Source organism: Chryseobacterium sp. T16E-39 (genome assembly GCF_002216065.1).
In the GTDB taxonomy this organism is placed as follows: domain Bacteria; phylum Bacteroidota; class Bacteroidia; order Flavobacteriales; family Weeksellaceae; genus Chryseobacterium.
In genome coordinates this window covers 502,189-527,363 of record NZ_CP022282.1, presented here as the reverse complement: position 1 = coordinate 527,363, position 25,175 = coordinate 502,189, and the positions used below count along the sequence as shown (strand labels likewise).

The following is a 25,175-nucleotide window of genomic DNA, read 5'->3' as shown; positions in this document are numbered from 1 at the left end:
CATGGGCATTATAATCCTGCAACTTTCAGAGGCAAAAATCACTTATGAGAAACTTGGACTTTTAGAATCTTTCAAGGATTTACCAATTGCTTTTTTTTCACTTTTTGCTGTTCAATTTATCAGCAGGATCGGCACAAAAAAAGCATTAATTTTTTCTTTACTTATTGTGGCCGTATGTTCATCTATCCTTCCTTTTGTAAAAGTCTTTTGGTTTTATAAACTTTGGTTTGCTATTATTGGAACATGCTTCGCAATTGGTAAAATTTGTGTTTTTGGAATTATCCGAAACAATATCTCCGATGAAAAATCGCTCACAAAAACCATGAGTAATGTAGAAGCTTCTTTTATGATAGGAATTTTTGTGATCAATACCGGATTTGGATGGCTTATCTCCAGTCAGTATTCAGAATATTGGAAATTCGGGTTTATGGGGATAGCAGTACTTTCTGTTGTTACCATGTTTTTATTTTCAAGATTGGAAATAGCCGAACCGGAAAAATCTTCTCAACGGGAAGATCTTCTTTCTGACCTGTCAGGATTTGTAAATCCTTCAATTATAGCTTTTTTAGTCGTTGTGTTCTCCATTGTATTTGTAGAACAGAGTTTTAATTCCTGGTTACCTTCATTTTATAAAAACCATTTAAATGTTAACTCTTTCTTTGCGTTACAGGCATCGTCCTTCTTATCTCTTTTTTCTTATATAGGAAGAACAATAACGGCTCATATTATCCATAGATTTCCACTTTCAAAATATTATGTTTCCTGTGTATCCCTAATTATTTTAGTATTGGTTATCATTTTGGGAATACAATATTTTGACTCCGAAGATTCAAAAGTTATATTATTTTTATTTCCTGTAATCGGTTTCTTTCTTTCCCCCCTCTATCCGGTTGTTAATTCCAAGATGATTGTTCAGATTAATAAGAAAAAAACAAATCTTTTTACTTCTCTGATCGTTATTTTTTCATCTCTGGGAAGTTCAGTAAGTTCTATTGTTATATCACTATTGTTTGAAAATCAATTACTAAGATATTATCCTTTGTATATTCTCTTCATTGTAACTGCCCTTTTTTCAATAAGTTTAATTTATTTTAGGCTTATTAAAAAAAGATATTGAAAATAATTTTATTTTTACTCCCATGGAAATCAAGGATTCAAAAAACAAAGAAACACTTAAAGAGCTTATAGACACCAAAGATTTTGTAGCCCATATTTCAGTGGACTGCACGATATTTGGTTTTCACAATAATATTCTGAAAGTTTTACTCTTAAAGTACCATGATCTAGATCTTTGGTCGCTTCCTGGGGGATTTGTTTTTAATGATGAAGACCTGAGGGAAGCAGCTGAACGTGTCTTATATGAAAGGACTCATCTTAAAGATATTTTTCTGAAACAATTTCATACATTCGGACGAATAGACCGTACTGAAAATAATGTCCATCAGATCCTTCTTAAAAATAAAGGCATCGAAGTGCCAAAAAATCACTGGATATTTCAAAGATTTATCACGGTAGGTTATTGTAGTCTGATTGATTTTTCTCTTGCTAATACTTTCCCGGATGCATTCAATGAAACCTGTGAATGGTTTGAAGTAGATAACCTACCCAAAATGGCATTCGATCATGATAAGATCATAGATACCGGATTAGAATACTTAAGAATGAATATCAATACAGAAGTTGCTGCAAGTAATCTGCTTCCCGTGAAATTCACTATGAAAGATCTGCAATCTTTGTATGAAACTATTTTGGGCCAGAAATTCAGAAGAAATAATTTCCAGCGAAAAATATTAAGCTTAAATATCCTGGAAAGACTGGAAAAATTGTATGATGGCTCTGCCAACAAAGCACCTTATCTTTATAAATTCAAAAATAAAATTCATAATTCGGCCAATCATTATCCTATTTCCAACGAAGAAGGAGACGATTTTTAAAGTCTTAATTTCATATAACCAGATGAGACTCCATGCATAAAAAAGGTGGTTCTGTTTCTGCATTTTTGATTTACAAATGAAAAAAGACATTAATTAAAAAAGCAGGAAAAAAAATTTTTCTGAAATGGTGAAAAATGCTATTTTTAGGAAAATTTAAAAAATGTCATATTATCCTCTTACAAGTATTCCTGACTACTACGGAATTGATGCCTTACTTACCGAAGAACACAAGCTAATTCGTCAGTCTATTAGAGATTGGGTAGAGAGCTTTGTAATGCCTCAGATAGATCATGCAGCTCAAAATCATACAGATTTACCTGGTTTAATGAAAGAATTAGGGAAAATTGGAGCTCTTGGTCCTTACATTCCGGTGGAATATGGTGGTTCTGGCTTAGATCAAATTTCTTATGGTCTTATTATGCAGGAACTGGAAAGAGGAGATTCAGCTGTTCGTTCTGCTGCATCTGTACAAAGTTCTTTAGTGATGTTTCCAATCAATGAATTCGGATCTGAAGAGCAAAAAAAGAAATACCTTCCTCAGTTAGCTTCCGGAGAAATGATCGGGTCTTTTGGTTTAACAGAACCTAACCATGGTTCCGACCCTAGCTCTATGGAAAGCTACTTTAAAGATATGGGTGATCATTATCTTTTAAATGGAGCAAAAATGTGGATCACAAACTCTCCTTTGTGCGATATTGCTGTAGTTTGGGCTAAAAATGAAGAAGGTAAAATACAGGGATTAATCGTTGAGAGAGGAATGGAAGGATTCACTACTCCTGAAACTCATAATAAATGGAGCCTGAGAGCTTCTAAAACCGGTGAATTGGTATTTAATGATGTTAAGGTTCCAAAAGAAAATCTTCTTCCGGGAGTAACTGGATTAAAAGGACCTCTTTCCTGTCTTAATTCTGCAAGATACGGGATTTCCTGGGGAGTAATCGGAGCTGCTATTGATTGCTATTGCACTGCAGTTCAATACTCTAAAGAAAGAAAACAGTTTGGAAACCCTATCGGATCTTATCAGCTGCAACAGAAAAAATTAGCTGAATTTTTAACTGAGATTACTAAAGCTCAATTGCTTTGTTTACAGTTAGGAAATCTTAAAAATGATCATAAAGCAAGTCCTGCTCAGATTTCAATGGCTAAAAGAAACAATGTGAAAATGGCTATCGATATTGCAAGAGAATCCCGCCAGATCCTTGGTGGAATGGGAATCATGGGTGAATTCCCAATGATGAGACATGCTGCCAATCTTGAATCTGTAATCACTTATGAGGGAACACATGATGTACACCTTCTTATTACAGGAATGGATATTACAGGTATCAATGCTTTCTAAAAACTAGCAAAATACAGATATATAAAGCGTCCGGTCAATGACCGGACGCTTTTATTATACAACCGGGTTAAAATACTATTATTCAGTGAATAATTATTAATATATCAATAAGATGAGATTAATTTTAAAAAATTCTATATTAACCTCACCAAAAATTACCATTATGAAAAAAATTACTCTTTTATTAATTGGTCTTGCCGCACCTTTATACTTCTCCCAGCAAGCTGGTGATGTTGTACATGTAGAGCAGAAGCTTGATTTAACTCCGCAAGGAGTCATTGATTTTATTGCTAATAATCTTGGAGAGCAGGATGCACCCGATTTTACAAGTTATCTTAATGGGTTTAATGTAGGTTTAAAAGCTTACAAAATAACATACTATACAAAAAATGAAAATAATGCCCTGGTAAAAGCTACCGGCCTCATTATGTATCCCAATGTTAACTACAAACTTTCCACAGTCGTATCCGATCACGGAACCACTGACAGCCGCAGCAATGTTCCATCTAATCTGAAAGGCGTTCTTTATGCCGGATTTGTCGTTGAATTGTCTTATGCATTAAATGGTTATATCTTAATGGCTCCTGACTACGTAGGAATGGGCGATGGAGAGGGTGTTCACCCTTATGTACACTATCCTACAGAAGCTGGTGCAACAATTGATTTTGTTACCGCTGCAAATAAAGTACTAGCCCAACTAGGGATCAAACGTTACGATGAATATTTTCTTACAGGCTATTCTCAGGGGGCCCATGCAGCCATGTCGACTTTGAAAAAATTAAATATATCCAACCCCACTCAATTGAAATTCAAATATGCCTATATGGGTGATGGTCCTTATGACTTCTCAGGGGTTACTCTGCAAAAAGGCGTCTTGGATAAAGAGTTTTACCCATTTACTTCTTTTCTCGCCAATGTTATCAATACGTGTAACAATATTGGTTATAAAACTTATAATAACAGTATTTCAGAAGTTATTTCTGCTGAATATCTTGATAAATACAATTATCATGTTCTTCAGGACAATGGCGGATTATTATGGGGTCCGGTTATCTGGAGAAAACTATTTACCAGTAATTTCACCAATGATGTGACTAATAACAATAATAATAAATTAAGACTTTGTTTAAAAGCAAGCGATGTATATGATTGGTACAATAAAACCCCTATGACATTAGGTCATTCTTCTGTAGACCTGGCGATCCATCCTGAAAATACATCTAAAACCATTGAAGTACAAAGAGGATATTATTCGTGGTGGGATGTAGATAAATATAAGCTCCAGTCCTTTTACTGGGGGCCCTTAGGTCATGTTGGTGGCATACTTCCATTTGTATTAGCTTCCAATGCTAAATTCAATACCCTTCGTAGTGGTGGCTTATTGAATGAATGGGCTATATTAACCTCAAAACAATCTGCTGGTGATGATCAGCCAAAGCTCAACAGCCTTTATTCATCTCAGATAAAGCCTAATTTAGGTTCTATGGAAGTATTGGAGATAAAAGATTTCAATAAATCCGATGCTGTAGCTAAATCTGTAGCAAGTAATAATTTAAGCTCCTTAAAGGATGGTGTTTATTTATTGAAAGTATCCCAAAACCATGAAAATAAGCAAATTCCCTATATCAAGAATACCCCGACATCTATTGCAGAGAACGAAGCTGTAAGTTCGGAGAATAACAGTATACTCCGTTTAAAAGTCAGTCAGGAAGAACTGATGGCTGTCAATATATTTGATGATAACAAAAATCTTATAAAAACCATTTCCCAAAAAGAATATATAAATGAGGGAGGAATCAATTTAGCCGGCCTTGATCCGCAAAACTATACATTTGAAATCATTACGGAATTTTATAACCTCCAGTTTAATAAAAATATGATTAGCAATAGTTTAGAAAACAATATCAATATATTCTCCAGAAATAATCAGATTATAGTGAAGGCAGCAGGCGGTCTCAAAAATGTCAGTATCTACTCTATTTCCGGCGCATTAATCCAAAATCAAGAGGTAAATAATTCCAATTTCGAATCAAAGGCTTTAGAAGCAGGAGTTTATGTAGTTCAGGGAGTTATGAGCGACGGAAAAACAATTAATAAAAAAGTAAAATTATAACGCAAACTTTCTTCATATCAAATTATATTGATTTTTTAAAGCTGCCTTATCACTAAGGTGGCTTTTTTAATGATCAAGACATAAAATCGAAATTTCAAAGCTAGTGCCTTTTTTAATGGGTAAAAGACTTAATATTTTCAATAAAATTTATTTCCGGATTTAGAATCTCCAGAATAAGACTTCGAACCGATCTCATTGCATCATCAATCCCTCCTTTTTCAAACTGTAAAGAAACAACTCCTTTTTTCGCTTCAGCAAAACTCCATATTCCGGTTTCAACAGGAAATCCCCAGAACTCAGGAAGACTTTGAATTACATATTGGTAAATACACAATTGAAGAGCCTGTTTTCGGTCACTATTATGGAAATATGCCTCTTCATTATCGGCATCAATTTTAACGATCAGATTTTTAATTTTGGCGGTCTTGTAATCAATAATTCTTACCGTACCGTTCAACCGGTCTATGCGGTCAATAAAACCAAAGAAAGAGACCTTATCTTTTGTCGTCTCATCCAGATAAAAATCTATATTCTCAAACCTTCTTTCAATTGCAATAATCTCTAATTTATTACCCGCTTTTACAAGTCCAAGATCATGATGTAATATATTTTCAATCACTTTTTTCGCGATCGCCTTATGAATAAAATTCATCCCTTTTTCATAGAATTCGGGTTGATGTTTCAGCTTTTCAATAGCCACATCAATATATTGATCTATTGCTTTAATTGAATTTATTAAATCATTTTCTTTTAATACTTTACCTTTTAAAACCTCATACACTTCTTGAAGTGAATAATGGACCAGATTTCCATAATTTTTAACAGATAATTCTTCTTCAATTTCATCCGTCTCAGATGTGTTTAAGATCTTTGAAAGGTAAAAATCTATCGGATTATATAAGTAGCTCGTCAAATGAGAAGCGGATACTTTCTCCTTCCATTTTTCAAGTCTTTCCTGTACAATTTTGGTTTTAAAAATTTCTATAGGTTGGGTAGAAATTGGCTCGGAAGAATTCTCAATAATCAAATGCTCAATATCATGTGAACTCTCCATTTCAATCTGGGTGATAAACCTACTCTTCTCTCCACTGTTTACTCCCGAACTTAATGCATTAAATAACAAATGTACATTTTGAGAATCCTGAATTAATCTGTAAAAGTGATAAGCATAAATACTATCATTTTCCAAAAAAGTATGAAGATCAAAGAACTTCCTGATATCAAATGGAATATAAGTATTCTGGGAATTTCCTAAGGGAAGCTTTCCTTCATTTACAGAAAGTAAGATTACATTTTCAAAATTCAAAAGTCGGGTTTCCAAAAGCCCCATAATCTGCAAACCTCTCAACGGTTCACCCTGAAAGTCAATACTCTCTGAATTAATATGCTGATTAATAAGAATTTCAAGGGTTTCCATTTTGATCTCAAAATCATATGGAGTCACCTGATTTTTAATGACCCTGAATGCATTTTCAAAATGAGAGACATTTTCATATTGAATATCATCTATTTCCAACCATTTGATCTCCTGACAAAATGTGATAAGCATGTCAAGATACCTTCCCGTAGAATCTGCTTTCTGAAGCAAATGAAAGTAGGAAAGCTCACTTAAAAGCTCCCGCAATAACTTCTGGGATATATAAACAATATTCCGTTCTTCGACCCTGGCTTTAAAAAGGTTAATAATCTTTTCATCTTCAGCGGATTTTGGTAATTCTTCAAGAATCGGAAAGAGATCACGGTAATAGTACGAAGATTTATTTTTTTCCAGTTGTTTTTGTAAATAAAACAGCTGTTTTACGGCATTGGAAAAAGATAAATTTTTCAATGGAAATCCCATGGTAATATTCAGATGATCAATACCATGCATTACATCCAGACTTGCTGGAAGTAAATTTTCATCCAATAAAACCAATGCCGTATTAGAATAAGTTTTATTATCGATTTCATTAAAAATTTCCGGTAATATTTTAGTTTGTGTTACATTGCCGGAAACTTCGTATACTTTTATATTCTTACGTTGATTGAAATCATCCTCAATCCATTGAAAAGCTCTGCTATCGTTAAATTCTTTCCATAATTTATGATTTCTCAGAAATTTCCCTGCCTCCTGTCTTTCATCATCAAAATAATAATGGTCTGCCTGAAAGAAACACTGTCCCTTATCCCATTGTAAAAGACTTCTTACCAATTTTTCCTCGACAGGTGTGAATGCATTAAATCCACAAAAAACAAATTGCCCGGAGGTCGTTTTTGCAAAATCATTGATCTTTGCTTTAGCTACCTCATGAATCATCCCTGAAGTTGCCCAATTTCTTTCCTTCAATTTTTTCTTTAAAGCAGGAAGGAACACATTCATGTTTCTCCAGAAATTAAGAAATTTCTTTCTTGGCACATCATCATCTTCCCCTAAATTTTGAGCCCAATCCTTAATTCTTTCCTCATCGAACATATATTGCAAAACCACTTCATCACTTTCAGAAAATTTTAAAATATCATCCCAGTCCTTTTGCAGGGTCGGAAACCATTTAAGAAAATCTGAAAAATTATCATTGGGAATCAGATTGAGGCTTTTATAAACATCAAATGCAAAAAGCCAAAGGGAAATCCCTTGAATGGGCTGCTTATCTGCAATGGTATCAATAAGTTCCTCAATCGTAAAAAAGTTGGGAAGAAATCCGGAATAGTTATTTTCCTCAAGAATTTGCCTGATAAAAACAATAGGCCTTTTACCCGGAATAACGATATTAAATACTGATAAATCTGTATTTTGAGCTAAGAGTTCGTGAATAATTTTATTGAGGAATTTCAAGGCCTTTCAGAGCTATTTTGTGGTTTCCAATGCTTCGGCTATTGAAGCATTATATTGAGCTTGTTTTTCTTTGTTCATTCCATTTTGCGTATCTCTGTCATAAGCAATCTGAAAATCTTTGTATTCGTTTAAAATCCGGTTATAGATTATTTTGAAATTTTTATTATAGTCGCTGGACGTTTTGATATGTTCCATTACTTCTTTACGAAGTTTTCTGGCGTATATTTCTGCGATATCAAAATGTTTTTGCTCATGGAGTAAAGCATAATCATTTATTCTTTTTGGATCTTTCCACGATTTGTCTTCTCTAAAAATCGTTGTTATTTTAATTTTAACAGGAACCGATGGATCGCTTGAAACAGTAGAAGAGTATTCCCATCCGCAATGCGTATAAGCAACAACATCCGGATTGCGCATCGTTTTAACTTTGCTTTTAAAATTTGACCATTCCAATTTCTGCTGATCACTCCATATGATCTTCTGGCTAAATACCTGAACGGAAATCAAAAGAAATACAATACTCCATTTCATTATTATCTTACTACAATTGTTTTGGTAATCCATGTATTGGTCCCGGTCCAGAATTTAAAAGTATAGGTTCCGGTTTGTTGCGGATTAAAATTGATCTGATTCATTCCCTGGTGGGTAGACTGTCCACAACTGGCGTCGGTACGAAATTTATAGGCAGTAACTGTTCTGGTCAGATTATCATTATGTATATAATCATAACCATAAAAACCTTCACATTGTGACACATAAGAAGAATAAGTTTTAATATGCTGAATATCAAAAATTTCCATTGTATCCTTAGCAATCTTTACACTATCTATTTTTATTTTATCAATAGATTGTATTGATTCATAATCATCATCGTGACAAGAAGTCGCTATAACTCCCAGAATTATTGCTGAAAACCCAATATTTAAAAGTCTTTTCATGGCATAATATATTTTGATTATTAACAATTATTTAGCAAAAATTATTCCTTTATTACAATAAATTAAGAGTTAAAATTCCCTTTTGATAAATAAACCACTTTTTTAGTATCAAAAAACTCTTCCTCAAAATAATTCTTAAGATTATAAATTTCACATTTAAGACCTCCTAATTCTTCAGCCAAGTCTCCACCTTTTAAATATAAAACTCCGTTATGTTTAGTATTAAACTGCTCTTTTTCAAATTTACCTTTTAACCATCTTAAAAACTCCGGCATCTGGGTAACAGCTCTGCTGACCACAAAATGAAATTTTTCTTTTAATTTTTCAGCTCTTCCATGAATTGCTGTAACGTTCGTTAAGCCTACCCCCTCTGCTACGGCATTAACGACACTGATCTTTTTTCCAATAGAATCAATTAAAGTAAATTGCGACTCCGGAAATAATATAGCCAAAGGAATCCCTGGAAATCCACCTCCGGTTCCGATATCTAATACGCGGGTTCCAGAAGAAAATTCCATTACTTTAGCAATTCCCATTGAATGAAGGATATGTTTTTCGTACAAAGACTCCATATCTTTTCTGGAAATAACATTGATCTTTTCATTCCATTCCATATAAAGATTTTCTAACTGAGTAAACTGCTGTATCTGCTTCTCTGTAAGATCTGGAAAGTATTTTAATAGTAACGATATAGACATAAGAATTATTATAATTTGCAAAAATAAGTTTATTTCACATGGTATTCAAATTAAGTCCCAAATAAAAACTTTAATTCAGACTTCCCCAGCGAGTGGATCATTTAGCAATAACAGGAATAACAGCTACGCTTAAGTTTCCGGCTTGATCAACTGTTTGCACCGCAAAAATATAGTTATCCTTAGAAAGCGGAATCTTCAGAGAAAGCTCCGTTGTAAATATCTTTTTTTGCCAGACCGAGCTGTCAGTTTCCCTAACCAATACATTATATCCTACCGGTTTTCCTGATTTTGGCTTTTCCCAATGTAACGTCGTTGAATTGGTAAGTTCTTTTACTTCAATTTCCACACGTTCTGGCTTTGATGTTGACTTAGCAAGACTTGCCAGTACTGCAACATTTGCTGAAACATTTTTCTCAAGATATTTATAATCAATAAACTCCGGCAGATCTCCGTATTGTTTATTATTTTTCACTTTTACATCCTGATGCTGGTGATCATAGTTTTCATAATACTCGGTAAGCCTGACAGACGGAAACCCATAATTGACAAAACTGGAATGGTCACCACCACGAAGGAACCTGTCATTTCTATAAATTATTTTCACATTCAGGTTCTTAACGTATTTTTCAGCAATCTCTTTGATGTATCTCGCCAACTGCCTTGATTCCCCATCATTTTCCAAACCCAAATTCCTGATCCCTAAAGCCTTTTTATCCAGTTCCGCATAAGGTAGGCCTTCACTAAATACCCGCAAAGTATTGTTATTTATTTCATTAGTCTCCCCGGACCTGGCATTACCAATCATATCATTATTTAAAACAGCTTCTATCTGCATATTTTCCTTTTTTGCCTTTTCTGCGAGCGATTTGGAACCAAGCAATGACTGTTCTTCCCCTGAAAAAGCAACAAAAATAACAGAAGCCGGAAAAGCAGATCTGCTCAAAATTCTTGCAGACTCAATCACCGCACTCACTCCACTACCATCATCATTTGCTCCGGGAGCAAAGGACTTCCGATCCATCACATCAGTAACCCGCGAATCAAGATGCCCTGAAATAAGAAAGATCCTTTTATCATTGGGATCAGTACCTTTCAGAAAAGCAAGAGGGTTTCCAAGACTTGTAACCTGATCTACCCGCTTTCCATCAGGCTGAATTTCCTGCTCCTGTAAATAAACCTCCATTCTTCCTCCTGCATTTTTTGCATATTCTTTGAATTTATCAAGAACCCATGTCCTCGCTGCCCCTATCCCTTTATCAGGTTCATTTACAACACTTAAAGTATGCCTGGTATTAAAACCGACAAGTGTATTGATATAGCTTTTTAACGAATCTGAGCTGACTTCAGAAACATATTTTTTTATTTCGTCATCTTTTTTGTGTATTTGTGAAAAGCCAATGAAGGGAATCAACAACAGAATAATAGAATATTTCATAAGACTAAACTAAATTGATTTAAATATACAAAACCTCCCGTTTGAGAACCTTTTTTATTTTATATTATATTTAAAATTAAGTTTTATTATTTATTTTTGTTACAATACAAAAATATTACATGGACAAACTTTCAGATAGAGTAAAAAGATTAGGTTACTCACAAACTTTCGTAATGTCTAATAAGGCTAGAGAAATGAAAGCCAACGGAATAGACGTTATAAGTTTAACTCTCGGCGAACCGGATTTCGATGTTCCCGACAATATAAAACAGGCAGCATTCGATGCCATTAATCAAAATTATAGTCACTACTCTCCTGTTCCGGGTTTTCTGGAACTTCGCGAAGCTATTGCTTACAAATTAAAGAGAGATAATAATATTGAATATAAGCCGACACAAATTTGTGTTTCCAACGGAGCAAAGCAAGCTATTCTAAATGTCTTAGCTGCTATCATCAATGACGGTGACGAGGTTATCCTTCCTACCCCTTATTGGGTAAGTTATGATGAAATGGTAAAAATGATGGGTGGAAACTCTGTAATGGTCCCTACTTCATACATTACCGATTTCAAAATTACTGCTGAACAGCTAGAGGAAGCAATTACCAGTAAGACCAAAGCGGTTTTATTCAGCTCACCTTGCAACCCTTCAGGTGGATATTACACCTATGACGAATTAAAATCTTTAGCTCAGGTCATTGCTAAATATCCTCATGTTACAGTAATCTCTGATGAGATCTATGAATTTATCAATTACGAAACTAAAACAGCTTCTATTGCACAGTTTCCTGAAATATATGAGCAAACTGCCGTGATCAATGGAATGTCTAAAGCGTTTGCTATGACAGGTTGGAGAATTGGATATTCTGCATGTCCGGAGTGGTTAGCAAAAGCTTGTGAAAAGGTTCAGGGACAAATGACCAGCGGCGCCAACACAGTTGCCCAAAGAGCATCTATTACAGCTCTAAAAACAGATCCTTCAGAATACAAATACATGATCGATGCTTTCAAAAAAAGAAGAGATCTTGTTTATGACTTAATAACTGACATCCCAGGCTTTAAAGTCCTTTTACCAAAAGCTGCGTTCTATTTCTTTCCGGATATTTCCCATTATATCGGTAAAACCCTGAATGGAACAGAAATTAAAGATGCTGATGATTTTGCCATGTTCATTTTAGAAAATGCCCACGTTGGATGTGTAGGGGGTGTATCATTTGGAAGTCCTGAATGCATCAGATTTTCATATGCAGCATCAGAAGATGATTTACGGGAAGCGATGAGAAGAATTAAAGAATTACTTGAAAAATTTAAATAATAGCATAAATGAATTTCTTAAAAAAAATTACTATTACAACAAGCATTGCTGCAGCAAGTTTTTGTGGCTATGTTCAGGCACAGGACTTTCAGTGGAAAGAAGCGACTTCTAATGGTTACGCATACAAATATGTAACTAATGACCCTACTGCAGCAAGGTACTATACATTAAAAAATGGTTTAACCGTTATTTTAAGCCCAACAAAAAAAGACCCTAGAATCCAGACTTATATAGCAACCAAAGCAGGAAGCAAAACTGATCCTGCAGACCATACAGGTCTTGCGCATTACCTGGAGCATATGCTTTTTAAAGGCACCGATCAATTCGGATCTAAAGACTGGGCAAAGGAGAAACCTTTATTGGATCAAATCGATGCATTGTATGAGAAATACAATCAAACCAAAGACGAATCCAAAAGAAAAGAGATCTACAAAGAAATAGACAAAGTATCCGGTGAAGCGGCAAAATATGCTATTGCTAACGAATACGATAAAATGATGTCTGGAATGGGAGCTGATGGCACCAATGCTTTCACCTCTTTTGAACAAACTGTATACACAGAGGACATCCCATCCAACGTGACAGATAAGTTTCTGGCAGTTCAGGCAGAAAGATTCAGACAGCCTGTTTTAAGACTTTTCCACACAGAACTGGAAGCAGTATATGAAGAAAAAAACAGAGGACTAGATAATGATTCCCGAAAGGTGTATGAAGCTATGTTTGCTGCCATATTCCCTAATAACAATTACGGAAAACAAACCACGATCGGTACGGTCGAACATTTGAAGAATCCTTCTTTAAATGCAATCAGAGAGTACTTCAACAATTATTACGTTCCCAACAATATGGGGATCATTATGTCAGGAGATTTTAATCCTGATGAAATGATTGCTAAAATCGATAAGGACTTCTCTTATATGAAGCCTAAAGCAATTCCGGCTTATAATATTGGACAAGAAAAACCAATCACCTCTCCTATTACAAAAGAAGTATTTGGGCCCAATCCTGAAAATATAACCATAGGCTTCAGGTTTCCGGGTGCTACAACAAGAGATGCGAGACTCCTTAATTTAGTGGGAAGTATGCTGACTAACGGACAGGCAGGAATTATTGACCTTGATCTGGTAAAAAAACAAAAACTATTGGGAGCTTATGCCTTCCCATATGTTTTAAAAGATTATTCTGTTCTTTTTTTACAGGGAAATCCTACAGAGGGACAGTCTTTAGATCAGGTTAAAGCACTATTGCTTCAGGAAATTGACAAGCTGAGAAAAGGGGAATTCTCTGATGACCTTATTCAGTCAATTGTTAACAATGAAAGAAAAAATATTATCCAGAATAATGAAAAGTATTCTTCCCGCGCAAGCACTTTGATGGATGAATTTACTTCTGAAGTCGACCACAAGGCTGCTCTGGAATATGTAGAAGAGATTTCCAAGCTTACCAAGAAAGATATCATGGAGTTTGCCTCAAAGTATCTTCAGGATAATAATTATGTTGCGATCTACAAAAGAAAAGGAGAAGATAAAAATATTGTAAAAGTTGACAAACCAACAATTACCCCTGTTTCTGTAAACAGAGATGACCAATCTGCTTTTGTAAAAAAGATCAACGAGATGCCTGAATCCGCTATTGCTCCGGTTTGGCTGAATTTTGATAAAGATATTGCCAAGAACAAACTAGGAGGTGTAGATGTTCTTTCTGTAAAAAACACAGATAATGAACTATTTAGACTTTATTATCATTTTGACTCAGGAAAATGGAACAACAAAATGCTTCCTTTAGCCGCTGAATATCTTCAGTACCTGGGAACAAAGGATAAATCATCTGAAGCGATCAGCAAAGAGTTTTATAAATTAGCATCAAGCTTTAGTGTAGGTGCAGGTAATGAGGAAACCTATGTTACCCTTGAAGGTTTAAATGAAAACTTCGATAAAACAGCTGCTTTATTCGAAGATCTTATTAAAAACTGTGAGGCTGATCAAGCTGCCTTAGATTCTTACAAAGTAAGACTGAAAAAAGCCAGAGCCAACGCAAAACAGAATAAAGGGACTATAATGGCTGGTTTAAGAAGCTATGCACAATATGGAGCTCAAAACCCATTCAATAATGTATTAAGTGATGCAGAGCTTGATGCTTTAAAGGCTGAAGATCTGATCAAAATACTTCACGACCTATTTAATTTCAAGCATAAAGTACTTTATTACGGGCCAAAATCAGGAAGTGAAGCAATTGCATCTTTAACTCCAATTCACAAACTTCCTGCTGCATTAAAAGAGATGCCGAAGTCCAAAACATTCGCGCAGATTGCCACAGATAAAAACAAAGTACTATTTGCTCATTACGACATGGTTCAGGCTGAAGTTTTCTGGGTAAGAAATGGAGAAGCGTACAACCCGACAATCACCCCGACGGTCAGTTTATTCAACAACTACTTCGGAGGAGGAATGGGTTCTATTGTATTCCAAACGATCAGAGAGTCTAAAGCTTTAGCGTATTCAACATACTCCTATTTTTCTCTTCCAAACAAAAAAGAAGATAAAGATATCATTACAGCGTATGTTGGAACCCAGGCGGATAAATTCAATGAGTCCACTGCTGCAATGAATGAACTCCTTACCACCCTGCCACAGTCTCAACAATTATTTGAAACGGCTAAAAGTGGATTGAAAAAATCTATTGCTTCAGAAAGAATTACTCAGGATGGTATCATTTTCACGTATTTAAGAGCTCAAAAGCTTGGTAATACAACTGATATCAGAAAGAATGTTTACGAACAGGCGCCAAAATTAGCTTTTACAGATATCAACAATTTCCACAACAAAGAAATGAAAGGTAAAAGCTTCACGTACTGTCTGGTGGCTAATCAAGATAAAGTAAATGAGGCCGATATGAAGAAATTAGGAGAAGTTAAAAAACTCAACCTAAACGAAATATTCGGTTACTAAAAACAACTAAAAAGCTCTTTAAATAGAGCTTTTTTCTTTACAGCCCTCTAAAAACAATTATAGATTTTATTTATCGAAATACGTTTGTTTGATAGATAAATCATTCATATATTTGCACTAGAAAATTTAATATAAAAACAGAAAATTATGTCTTTAGTAGGAAAAAAATTCCCGAATCTAACAATCGATGCGATGTCTGAAATGGGTGATGATTTAAGAATCAACATCTTTGAACAAACCACTAAAAACCAAGAGAAAGTAATCTTATTCTGGTATCCAAAAGATTTCACTTTTGTATGCCCTACAGAGCTTCACGCTTTTCAGGATGCTTTAGGTGAATTCGAAAAAAGAAACACTAAAGTAATCGGAGCTTCATGTGATACAAATGAAGTACACTTTGCATGGTTGAACACAGCAAAAGATAACGGAGGGATTGAAGGAGTAACTTACCCACTTTTAGCTGATACTCACAGACAATTAGCAAATATTTTAGGAATTGTAGATCAGGATTTCGACTATGATGAGGAAGGAAATGAAAGCTATACAGGTTCTAACGTAACATACAGAGCAACTTATCTGATTGACGAAACTGGAAAAATTTTCCATGAGTCTGTAAACGACATGCCTCTTGGAAGAAACGTTAAAGAATATTTAAGATTAATTGACGCTTATACTCACGTTCAGAAGCATGGAGAAGTTTGCCCTGCAAACTGGGAAGAAGGTAAAGAAGCTATGAAAGCTGACAGAAATTCAACCGCTGAATATTTAGCTAAAAACTAAAAATAACAATGGGGTTTGAATTTTTCAGACCCTATTTTTTTAATTAAAAATCACAACAATTATGTATACAGAGTTAACAGAAGATACATTACAGAATATCGTAAATGACAATGAAAAAGTAGTCGTTCAATATGGCGCTACATGGTGTGGAAACTGCAGAATTATGAAACCTAAGTTCAAAAAACTGGCTTCTGAAAATGATGCAATCCCATTCTTATATGTAGATGCTGAAAAATTACCGGAAAGCAGAAAATTAGCTAAAGTGGATAACCTACCTACTTTTGCAATCTTCAAAAATGGTGAATTGGTAAATCAGGTTCAGTCTAATCAGGCAGAAAGTTTAATTAACCTATTTAACGAATTATAATCATGAAGTTACCCGTAATCAGACAATTTTATCAGAATCAAACTCCTGAAAATCTTGAAAAAACACTAGAAGTTCTTGAAAGCTTCAGTGAATTCAGAGGAACAAGTGAAGAAGATTTAAATGTAGCAGGAGAATTAATTACTAATATCTGCGGAGCATTAGAAGTTCATGCCAATGTTCAAAATGGCATGAGTGAAAAAGATGCTTTAAATTCTTTTGCACAAAAGGTTTTAGGGTCTATAGATAAGTAATATTTATTTAAAGATTTAAAGATTTAAAGATTCAAGTATTTAAAGATTAAATTATCTGATGTTTAAATACTAAAAATCCCGATGTTTACTACATCAGGATTTTTTTAGTTTAAGTGGTATTTCAGTATTCATCTAGTTGTTAATCTTTCTGTTTAACGATAAATACCGTCCCTGCAGGGTCTGTGATCCAATGCATATTATCCGGGATCTTTTCAAATTCATCACAGGTTTCCACATTGTTATTTTTCAGGTAAGAGGTTGCTGCCTCCACATCAGGTACATTTAATTCCAACCACGTCTCAGAATGGGTATAATTATCCACACAGTCCAGCCAAACAGTATTACCTCCAAACTTTACTTCATGTGTTCTTGATACAGTTGGATTAGTAATTGGCCTTTCCTCGACTTCCAGCTTGAGAATCTCTTTGTAAAAAGATACCGTTTGATCGTATTTGTTTTTTGGAATTTTTATGGCAATATTGATTCCGCCTTCAAATTTGGTCTCCATAATTAAGTTTTTGTATTAAGGTGTTTTCCAAATTACAAAAAATTAAATGCAAATTAAAAATCCTGATGAAAGTTCACCGGGATCATTTATTTTATAAACTATTGTTATTACCTTTCTTAATTTCTTCTGCTCATTAAGATACTTAAGATATACCAGAACAAAAGCATAATCGAAGCAAAAAGCTGTAGAGCTGCTCCCACATATTGATCCGTACCATATGAATCTTTAAGCTTGCTCGTTTGATATAAAATAGTCGCCGAAGCCAGGATGACCATCCCCACAGAGAACCAAAGTCCAAGATTGAATCCGAAAATCATTCCGGCTACTATAAGTCCTATGGAAACAAATCCACCGATGACAATGATATTTCTTAAAAATGAAAAATCTCTTTTGGAGGTAAAAGCAACAGCAGATATTCCTGCAAACATAGCGATAGTTAAGGTAGCAGCCTGGAATATAACATTAGGCCCGGAATAAACCATTGCAATATAAATCAGGGGCAGAAAAATAACAGCTTCCAATAATATATAAAAACCAAGCCCCATGTACTGAGTTGATTTGTTCTGTGACAGAGACCATTTTGAGGCCAATACAGAAGCTAGCCAGAAAACCCCAATGATCAATAACCAGACATACTTCTGTGCAAACATCATGTAAATCAGTTCCGCAGGAACTGTTTTCAATAAAATGGTTTCCACTCCGATAAATGCAAGAATTGACAGCGCAACATGCAGATACGTTTTTTTGTAAAAATCAGCCTTTTCTACCTCGGTAGATTGGGCCACTAAAACATCTTTAATCATAATTTATATTTCCTTTAAATATAAGTAATTTATTTATTTTTTCTCTACCGGCCTCACTCCTATTATTTTACCGTCATCTTCAAATAAAACGGTAATAAGATCTTTTGGCTCAGAAGCTTTATCATCTGAATATTTATACTGAATCATTGGATAGCTCATTCCATCAAGAAGAGTCTGATGACCCGATTTAAAAATTTCCATTTTCCGATTAAGGTCAATCCCATCTGATAGTTTCTTCAGAATTTTATCTGTAACCAGCGTTTTTACTTTTTCCGAAAGTAAGTCATCAATTGCTTTACGGTTTGCGGGAGTTTTTAAAGCCTTTATAAACGAAAGATATTTTTCATTGTATAGCCCTATCTTATCCTTACTTATCTCTACATTAGATTCATTTTTTTTGCCATTCTCAACTTTTAGATCTATCACCTCTTGTGAAAAGAAAAATGATGTTGTGAAAAGTAGTATGGCTAAAAGTATTTTTTTCATATCATGAAATTTTGGTAGTCTAAAGTTAAACTATTTCCAGAAACTTCATCGTGTCCACATTATCAGCATAAGTATCCAGGCCTGGGTTTTGTGCTTCCCCAAAATGAATCGAGTTTAATTCCAACTCATCTTTAGCCACTACACACTGAATATTCTCTTCATTATCAGCCAAAAAGCTTCTCACATCATCTATAGATTTATATCTGCTAAAATTAATGACTGAAAGCGGGCTGAATAATTTATCATCTTCTTTCAGCATCACAAAATTATTATCCCAGAATTGATCCTGATTCAACAGATAAACGGCTCTGTTATAGTCATAATTATTGGCATATTTATGATGATTGATAATATCTTTATGATCGATGAAGCTTTCAAACAGCCTGTCTATAACAAAGTCTTCAGGAATAAAGATTCTGGTCACATTTCTGCAGCCTAATCCAAAATACTGGAAAATATCGTTTGCTAAGAGCTTCAGTTCAGCTTCTGTTTCATCTCCTTTCAGAACTGCAACCGAAGTTCTGTTCTTACGGATGATATTCAGATGATTCTTGAAATAGTATTCCAGGTACCTTGCTGTATTATTACTTCCGGTAGCAATCACTGCATCAAAGTTTTCCAACTTTTCTACAAATTCATACATTACCTCATTATCAGAGAATTCTTTCCACTTTTCCAGTAAAAAAGGAATTACATATTTGTCTTTTGAAGATAATTTGATCACGGGAATATGATTGCTCAGCACAACAGAAATCACATCATGCCATCCTACTAAAGGAATATTTCCAGCTAAGATCAACCCTACTCTTTTTGAAACTTCAGAAGCAGAATAATCTTTAAGCCAATCCTTTAGGTTTTCTTCAGTCAGTAAATCTGCCCATTGCTGAAAAGCAAATTTCTGATTATCAATGGTAAACCACGGATTCTCTATTTCTGATCTTTTCAATAATAATTCGAATTCAGAATCACTTTCATTAAATTCTTCCGCACTTTTTGCCAAATACGCTCTTATATAACCACTTAGTTTAATAAGTCCTAAAACTTGATTTTCAATATTCATAATTACTGTAAAATTGGGGAATATTTTGTAATTTTGTGCAAATTTAAAAAAAATTAGCGATGGCTATTAAAATAACTGATGAATGCATTAATTGTGGAGCCTGCGAACCAGAGTGCCCAAATACTGCAATATATGAAGGAGCCGTAGATTGGAAAGCTTCAGAGGGTACCGAATTAAATGGTACAGTAACGTTGCCATCAGGATTAACAGTAGATGCAGATGCACCACAGGAACCTGTAAGCGATGATGTTTATTTTATTGTTACTGATAAATGTACAGAGTGTAAAGGATTCCATGAAGAACCACAATGTGCTGCAGTTTGCCCGGTAGACTGCTGTGTTCCGGATGAGGATCATGTAGAATCTGAAGAAGCTCTACTAAATAAAAAAGCGTTCTTACACGGTGAATAAAAAATGCCGTCTCATCAATTATGAGACGGCATTTTAATTATAATTGGAAGAAATCTATTAAAAATATAAAGTGAAACCACAGGTTCTCAAGTACCTGTAACAACCAAAAAATAAAAATATGAGCAAAAAGCACAATTTCAGCGCAGGGCCATGTATCTTACCGGAAGAGGTATTCCAAAAATCAGCAGAAGCTATTCTTGATTTCAATGGTATCGGATTATCGATCCTTGAGATTTCTCACAGAAGCAAAGATTTCGTTGCGGTGATGGACGAGGCACGTGCCATTGTAAAAAGATTAATGAACCTTGGTGATGATTATGAAGTATTATATTTAGGAGGTGGTGCGAGCTTACAATTTGCTATGGTTCCTTACAACTTGATGAAAGTAGGAGGAAAAGCGGCTTATTTAGATACGGGAACTTGGGCTGCCGGAGCCATAAAAGAAGCTAAAAAAGTAGGAACCGTAGATGTTTTAGGGTCTTCAAAAGATGAAAATTATTCTTTCATTCCAAAAGACTATACAGTTTCTTCGGATTATGATTATTTCCATTGCACTTCAAACAATACTATTTATGGAACCCAGATGAAATCATTTCCTGAGGTAGATACTTTGATGGTGTGTGATATGAGTTCAGATATTTTTTCAAGACAGCTTGATTTCAGTAAATTTGATCTGATCTACGCTGGAGCTCAGAAGAATATGGGACCTGCAGGGGTTACTTTGGTTGTTGTAAAAAAAGATATTCTTGGAAAAACAGGAAGAGAAAATATGCCTTCTTATTTTGATTATGAACAGCATATCAATAAAGAATCAATGTATAATACACCACCGGTTTTCCCTGTCTATGCATCTTTACTAACGCTTCAATATCTTGAAAAGAACGGTGGAATTGCTGCTGCTGAACAAAGAAATGAAGCAAAAGCAAAACTTCTTTATGACGAAATTGATAACAATCCATTATTTGAAACGTTCTGTGTAAAGGAGGACCGCTCATTAATGAATGTTTCTTTTAAATTACTGGATGAAAGTAAAAAAGAAGCTTTCGATAATGCCTGGAAAGCTGCAGGCATCAACGGGCTAAACGGACACAGAAGCCTTGGCGGATACAGAGCAAGTTTATACAATGCTTTACCTATTGAAAGTGTTCAGGTGTTAGTGGATGTAATGAAATCGATCAAGTAATTGAAGGATTAAAAAATTGAAGAATTGATGAATTGTTATGCTAAATATAATTTTATTAATTTGCAAGCCAATTTTAATATTTAAATTTTTCAATCTTTAAATTATTAAATTAAAAGAAAGTATGAAAGTTTTAGCTAATGATGGAATTTCCAAAGCAGGAGAACTCGCTTTAAAAGAAGCAGGAATTGAAATTCTGAACAACAGGGTTGCTCAGGATCATGTTATCAATTTTATTAATGAAAATAATGTTGATGTTCTTTTGGTAAGAAGTGCCACTAAAGTAAAACAGGATCTTATAGATGCCTGCCCTGGTCTTAAGATCATAGGAAGAGGAGGTATAGGAATGGATAATATCGATGTAGAATATGCCAAAAGCAAAGGAATACAGGTAATCAATACTCCTACAGCATCCTCAAAATCGGTTGCTGAATTGGTATTTGCTCACTTCTTTTCTCTCGCAAGGTTTCTGCATGAGTCCAACCGCCTTATGCCTTTGGAGGGAGATACTCATTTTGATGCAATGAAAAAATCATTCAGTAATGCATATGAACTTTCAGGAAAGACGTTAGGAGTAATCGGTTTTGGAAGTATCGGGCAGGAAGTTGTAAAGATGGGAATTGCATTGGGAATGAAGGTAAAAGTATTAACAAGAAAACCTAAAACCAAAGTTCTTTCTTTATCATTTTTTGATGGACAAACCCTGAACTTTGAAATTACGTCTACTAATGATGCTGATTCTTTCTATAAAGATACTGATTTTATAAGTATCAATACTCCAAAAACTAATGAATATATTATAGACACCGATCAATTTGAAAAAATGAAAGATGGTGTTTATATCGTAAATACTGCAAGAGGTGGTGTGATCAATGAAGTTTCATTACTTGATTTTATTGAATCGGGTAAAGTGGCAGGTGCTGCATTGGATGTTTTTGAAAATGAACCCAGCCCTGAACTGATCCTATTGATGAATCCATCACTGTCGCTTTCTCCTCATATAGGAGGAAACACAGTAGACGCTCAGGAAAAAATCGGAGTTGAACTTGCTGAACAAATTATTAAGCTACAAAAAGAAACTATAAAATAAATATGCCTGTTTTTAAACCATTTCGCGGAATTAGACCTCATAAAGATCTTGAGCAGACTTTTCCAACCCATCCACTAGACAATTTCACGCAAGAGGAAATTGCAGAAAAAGCTCAGGTTGAGAATACTTACATCAATATGATAAAACCTTATGTTGTAAGTAAATCTAAAGATATTGACCGAAATCTAAGAAAGATCCGATCAACATTTGAAGAACTTATGGACGAAAAAAAACTCGTCCAGGACAGTTCAGCATATTATCTTTATGAACAGATCTATCCCAACAAACAGGTTTTTAGGGGGCTGCTAGGTTTAACGAGTCTGGAGGATTTCTGGAATGGAAAAATCAAGAGACACGAAAGTACTATTCCTCAGAAAAAGGAAAAGCTGGCTCATTATCTTGAAAAAGTGAATTTACAGGCTGAACCCGTACTTCTTACGTATCCTGCCAATTCCAAGGTTGAACTTCTGATGAATCATGAAGAAAAAAATGTCCCGATCTTTAACCATACAGATTCTAAAGGAATAAGGCATAAAATATGGAGAATCGATAACCGTTTGAAATTACAGCAGTTTAAAGAAGTGATCGAACAGATCGACTCTTTCTACATTGCTGACGGTCACCACAGGATCGGATCTACAGCATTGAATGCTAAACATCAAAAAGACAAAAATAAAAGGCATAACGGAACTGAAGCGTATAATTTTGTATTCAGCTTTATCGTTTCTAACCAATCCATTAAAATTCATGATTACAACAGAGTTGTAACTGATATTAATGATCTATCTACAGCAGATTTTCTGAAGAAGCTTGAGCATTATTTTCTAATTCATGAAAAAGATGAAACCGCTTACTATCCTTCTCAGAAATTCCATATTTCAATGTATCTGGATGGTAAGTTCTATTCATTACACGTAAAACATGATCTTCGTTCTCAGGAAATGTCATTGGACAATCTTGACCACCATTTATTGGATAAATATATCTTCAAGGATATCTTAAACATTGAAGATCCGGACAGTTCAGATAAAATTTCATATATAAAAGGGACTTCGAATCTTGAAGGAATCAACATTTTAAAAGAGAAGATCGACAGCGGTGAAGGACGAGTAGGTTTCGGGATTTATCCTGTAAGTTTTAATGATATGATTAAAATTTCAGACCTCAAACTGAGCATGCCTCCAAAATGTACATTTATCGAACCGAAATTGGTTACAGCGCTTTTAATGTACGATATGAAACCTTAAATTATTTCTATTTTTTTCCTACTTTTATAGACGGAAAAGAAAAGGTAACTAAAAAAATGAAAAAAATATTCATTATCATACTTCCACTCTTTTTGAGTGGATTTTTATTTTCTCAAAAAAAAACTCAAAAAAAGCCCCAGAAAAAATTAACCACAGCAAAATTCAACTACCACGATGAATTTAAGGAGATTTCTGATGAAATTTTAACAAATGGTACTGCATACGAAAACTTAGAAGAATTAACCAAAGGCATAGGATCACGTTTCAGTGCTACAGCCGGATATGCTAAAGCGACGGAATGGGCTGAAAAAAAACTGAAGGAAGCCGGGGCTGAAAATATTTGGAAACAGGAAGTAAAAGTGCCGGTCTGGGTAAGAGGACGGGAATCCTTACAGATAAAAACAGGTAACGGAGAATGGAAAAATATTAGAATGTTATCTTTTGGAAATTCAGAAGGCACCGGTGGAAAGGATATGACTGCAGATATCTTATTGGTAAAAGATATTCCGGAGCTTAATACCCTTACATCCTCTCAGGTAAAAGATAAGATCATTTTTGTGAACTCACCCATTGATCAAAAAATTATCAATACTGTAGATTCCTATTTAATTACAGCGAAATCTAAATTACTTTCCGCATCTGTTATTGGTAAAAAGGGAGCAAAAGGTTTAATTATAAGATCCATGACAACCGCTTCTGATGACATTCCGCATGCTAAAATGATCTATTACGAGCCTGATGATAAAGCAAAAATTCCGGCAATAACAATAGGGGTAAAATCAGCAAATGAACTGGAAAAGCTTTTGAAAAAGCAAAGTGTTAAAGCTAGGCTCAATATGTCAGCCGAATCTAAGGGAGAAGCCATCAACCACAATGTGATTGGAGAAATTCCCGGAAAGAAAGATGCTAAAGTAATTGTTCTTGGGGCACAACTGGATTCATGGGATTTTGCAGAAGGAGCTCACGATGACGGTACCGGAGTTGTACAATGTCTTGAAGTATTAAGAGCAATTAAAGCATTAGATATTAATAATAACCATACGATAAGAGTAGTTTTATATGCTAATAGCGAGAATGGTGGCCAGGGACGTGAAGGTTATGCAGCGTATGTCAAAAAGAAGGACGAGAAACACATTTTCGCTTTAGGCACTGACTCCGGTGGCTATTCTCCGAGAGGATTCTCCCTGGATATGGCTCCTCAGCGTCGACGGCTGATATTCGAATGGAAAAATTATTTCCTTCCTTACGGAGTCTATGATTTTGATCAAACCTATGCGATCCAGGATATTTCTCCTTTGAAAAAATTAGACATTCCATTAGCGGAGTTAGTTGTAGATACTCAACGATATTTTGACTACCACCACTCCACAGAAGATACTTTTGATAAAGTGAATAAAAGAGAACTTTTACTCGGTGCGATAGCCATGACACAAATGATCTTCATGATCGATAAAAATTGGTAA

General features: G+C 34.7%; 23 protein-coding genes. 14 read left to right on the top strand and 9 right to left on the bottom strand.

Annotated elements, in window-relative coordinates; genetic code table 11:
* Nucleotide 1 precedes the first annotated feature (1 nt).
* The 4 genes from CEY12_RS02140 (at nt 2) to CEY12_RS02125 (ending at nt 5,386) form a co-directional block, all read left to right on the top strand.
* The gene (locus tag CEY12_RS02140; RefSeq protein WP_262484909.1) at nt 2-1,117 is read left to right on the top strand and encodes an MFS transporter; all 1,116 of its coding nucleotides are present in this window, start codon (nt 2-4) and stop codon (nt 1,115-1,117) included.
* A 22-nt stretch (nt 1,118-1,139) separates the two neighbouring features.
* Complete coding sequence (locus CEY12_RS02135) at nt 1,140-1,934, top strand: NUDIX hydrolase (protein ID WP_089026122.1); 795 nt, start codon at nt 1,140-1,142, stop codon at nt 1,932-1,934.
* A gap of 160 nt (nt 1,935-2,094) precedes the next feature.
* Nucleotides 2,095-3,273 (top strand): acyl-CoA dehydrogenase family protein, encoded by a 1,179-nt coding sequence (locus CEY12_RS02130; RefSeq protein WP_089026121.1) that lies wholly within the window; start codon nt 2,095-2,097, stop codon nt 3,271-3,273.
* Nucleotides 3,274-3,436: 163 nt separating this feature from the next.
* Nucleotides 3,437-5,386 carry a T9SS type A sorting domain-containing protein gene (locus CEY12_RS02125; protein WP_089026120.1) on the top strand — a complete coding sequence of 650 codons (1,950 nt, stop codon included), beginning with the start codon at nt 3,437-3,439 and terminating at the stop codon, nt 5,384-5,386.
* A 112-nt stretch (nt 5,387-5,498) separates the two neighbouring features.
* Here the strand turns inward: CEY12_RS02125 and CEY12_RS02120 are convergent, their stop codons facing one another.
* The 5 genes from CEY12_RS02120 to CEY12_RS02100 form a co-directional block, all read right to left on the bottom strand.
* Nucleotides 5,499-8,198, bottom strand: a complete 2,700-nt coding sequence (locus tag CEY12_RS02120) for a PD-(D/E)XK nuclease family protein (protein ID WP_089026119.1) — start codon at nt 8,196-8,198, stop codon at nt 5,499-5,501.
* 12 nt (nt 8,199-8,210) lie between these two features.
* Entirely contained in the window at nt 8,211-8,729 is a 519-nt protein-coding gene (locus CEY12_RS22550) for a DUF922 domain-containing protein (RefSeq protein ID WP_228409772.1), read from the bottom strand.
* A 2-nt stretch (nt 8,730-8,731) separates the two neighbouring features.
* Nucleotides 8,732-9,136: a hypothetical protein gene (locus tag CEY12_RS02110; protein ID WP_089026118.1), complete on the bottom strand. Its 405-nt coding sequence runs from the start codon at nt 9,134-9,136 to the stop codon at nt 8,732-8,734.
* 62 nt (nt 9,137-9,198) lie between these two features.
* Entirely contained in the window at nt 9,199-9,834 is a 636-nt protein-coding gene (gene rsmG, locus CEY12_RS02105; RefSeq protein ID WP_089026117.1) for a 16S rRNA (guanine(527)-N(7))-methyltransferase RsmG, read from the bottom strand.
* 97 nt (nt 9,835-9,931) lie between these two features.
* A complete protein-coding gene (locus tag CEY12_RS02100; RefSeq protein WP_089026116.1) occupies nt 9,932-11,269 on the bottom strand; it encodes a M28 family metallopeptidase in 1,338 nt (445 codons plus the stop codon).
* A gap of 119 nt (nt 11,270-11,388) precedes the next feature.
* Here CEY12_RS02100 and CEY12_RS02095 point away from each other — a divergent pair, with 119 nt between their 5' ends.
* From CEY12_RS02095 to CEY12_RS02075, 5 genes are all read left to right on the top strand, one after another.
* Complete coding sequence (locus tag CEY12_RS02095) at nt 11,389-12,582, top strand: pyridoxal phosphate-dependent aminotransferase (RefSeq protein WP_089026115.1); 1,194 nt, start codon at nt 11,389-11,391, stop codon at nt 12,580-12,582.
* 8 nt (nt 12,583-12,590) lie between these two features.
* Complete coding sequence (locus CEY12_RS02090; RefSeq protein WP_089026114.1) at nt 12,591-15,530, top strand: M16 family metallopeptidase; 2,940 nt, start codon at nt 12,591-12,593, stop codon at nt 15,528-15,530.
* Between the two features lie 147 nt (nt 15,531-15,677).
* Nucleotides 15,678-16,310, top strand: a complete 633-nt coding sequence (locus CEY12_RS02085; protein ID WP_089026113.1) for a peroxiredoxin — start codon at nt 15,678-15,680, stop codon at nt 16,308-16,310.
* Nucleotides 16,311-16,371: 61 nt separating this feature from the next.
* Complete coding sequence (locus tag CEY12_RS02080) at nt 16,372-16,677, top strand: thioredoxin family protein (protein ID WP_034758304.1); 306 nt, start codon at nt 16,372-16,374, stop codon at nt 16,675-16,677.
* A 2-nt stretch (nt 16,678-16,679) separates the two neighbouring features.
* Nucleotides 16,680-16,928 (top strand): DUF6952 family protein, encoded by a 249-nt coding sequence (locus CEY12_RS02075; RefSeq protein ID WP_027375263.1) that lies wholly within the window; start codon nt 16,680-16,682, stop codon nt 16,926-16,928.
* Nucleotides 16,929-17,067: 139 nt separating this feature from the next.
* Here CEY12_RS02075 and CEY12_RS02070 read toward each other — a convergent pair whose 3' ends face one another.
* The 4 genes from CEY12_RS02070 to CEY12_RS02055 all read right to left on the bottom strand — a co-directional run bounded on the left by CEY12_RS02070 (nt 17,068) and on the right by CEY12_RS02055 (nt 19,785).
* Complete coding sequence (locus tag CEY12_RS02070; RefSeq protein WP_089026112.1) at nt 17,068-17,436, bottom strand: hypothetical protein; 369 nt, start codon at nt 17,434-17,436, stop codon at nt 17,068-17,070.
* A gap of 116 nt (nt 17,437-17,552) precedes the next feature.
* Nucleotides 17,553-18,239, bottom strand: a complete 687-nt coding sequence (locus CEY12_RS02065) for a Bax inhibitor-1 family protein (RefSeq protein ID WP_089026111.1) — start codon at nt 18,237-18,239, stop codon at nt 17,553-17,555.
* A gap of 33 nt (nt 18,240-18,272) precedes the next feature.
* A complete protein-coding gene (locus CEY12_RS02060) occupies nt 18,273-18,725 on the bottom strand; it encodes a peptidylprolyl isomerase (RefSeq protein WP_089026110.1) in 453 nt (150 codons plus the stop codon).
* Between the two features lie 25 nt (nt 18,726-18,750).
* Nucleotides 18,751-19,785, bottom strand: a complete 1,035-nt coding sequence (locus CEY12_RS02055; protein WP_089026109.1) for an acyl-CoA reductase — start codon at nt 19,783-19,785, stop codon at nt 18,751-18,753.
* Nucleotides 19,786-19,844: 59 nt separating this feature from the next.
* On the opposite strand from CEY12_RS02055, the gene CEY12_RS02050 reads away from it, so the two are divergent.
* The 5 genes from CEY12_RS02050 (at nt 19,845) to CEY12_RS02030 (ending at nt 25,175) form a co-directional block, all read left to right on the top strand.
* A complete protein-coding gene (locus tag CEY12_RS02050; RefSeq protein WP_089026108.1) occupies nt 19,845-20,195 on the top strand; it encodes a 4Fe-4S dicluster domain-containing protein in 351 nt (116 codons plus the stop codon).
* Nucleotides 20,196-20,313: 118 nt separating this feature from the next.
* Nucleotides 20,314-21,378, top strand: coding sequence for a 3-phosphoserine/phosphohydroxythreonine transaminase (serC, locus tag CEY12_RS02045; RefSeq protein ID WP_089026107.1), 1,065 nt, complete (start codon nt 20,314-20,316; stop codon nt 21,376-21,378).
* 121 nt (nt 21,379-21,499) lie between these two features.
* Nucleotides 21,500-22,465 (top strand): D-2-hydroxyacid dehydrogenase, encoded by a 966-nt coding sequence (locus tag CEY12_RS02040; protein ID WP_089026106.1) that lies wholly within the window; start codon nt 21,500-21,502, stop codon nt 22,463-22,465.
* Between the two features lie 2 nt (nt 22,466-22,467).
* Nucleotides 22,468-23,712, top strand: coding sequence for a DUF1015 domain-containing protein (locus CEY12_RS02035; RefSeq protein ID WP_089026105.1), 1,245 nt, complete (start codon nt 22,468-22,470; stop codon nt 23,710-23,712).
* A gap of 56 nt (nt 23,713-23,768) precedes the next feature.
* The gene (locus CEY12_RS02030) at nt 23,769-25,175 is read left to right on the top strand and encodes a M28 family peptidase (RefSeq protein ID WP_089029754.1); all 1,407 of its coding nucleotides are present in this window, start codon (nt 23,769-23,771) and stop codon (nt 25,173-25,175) included.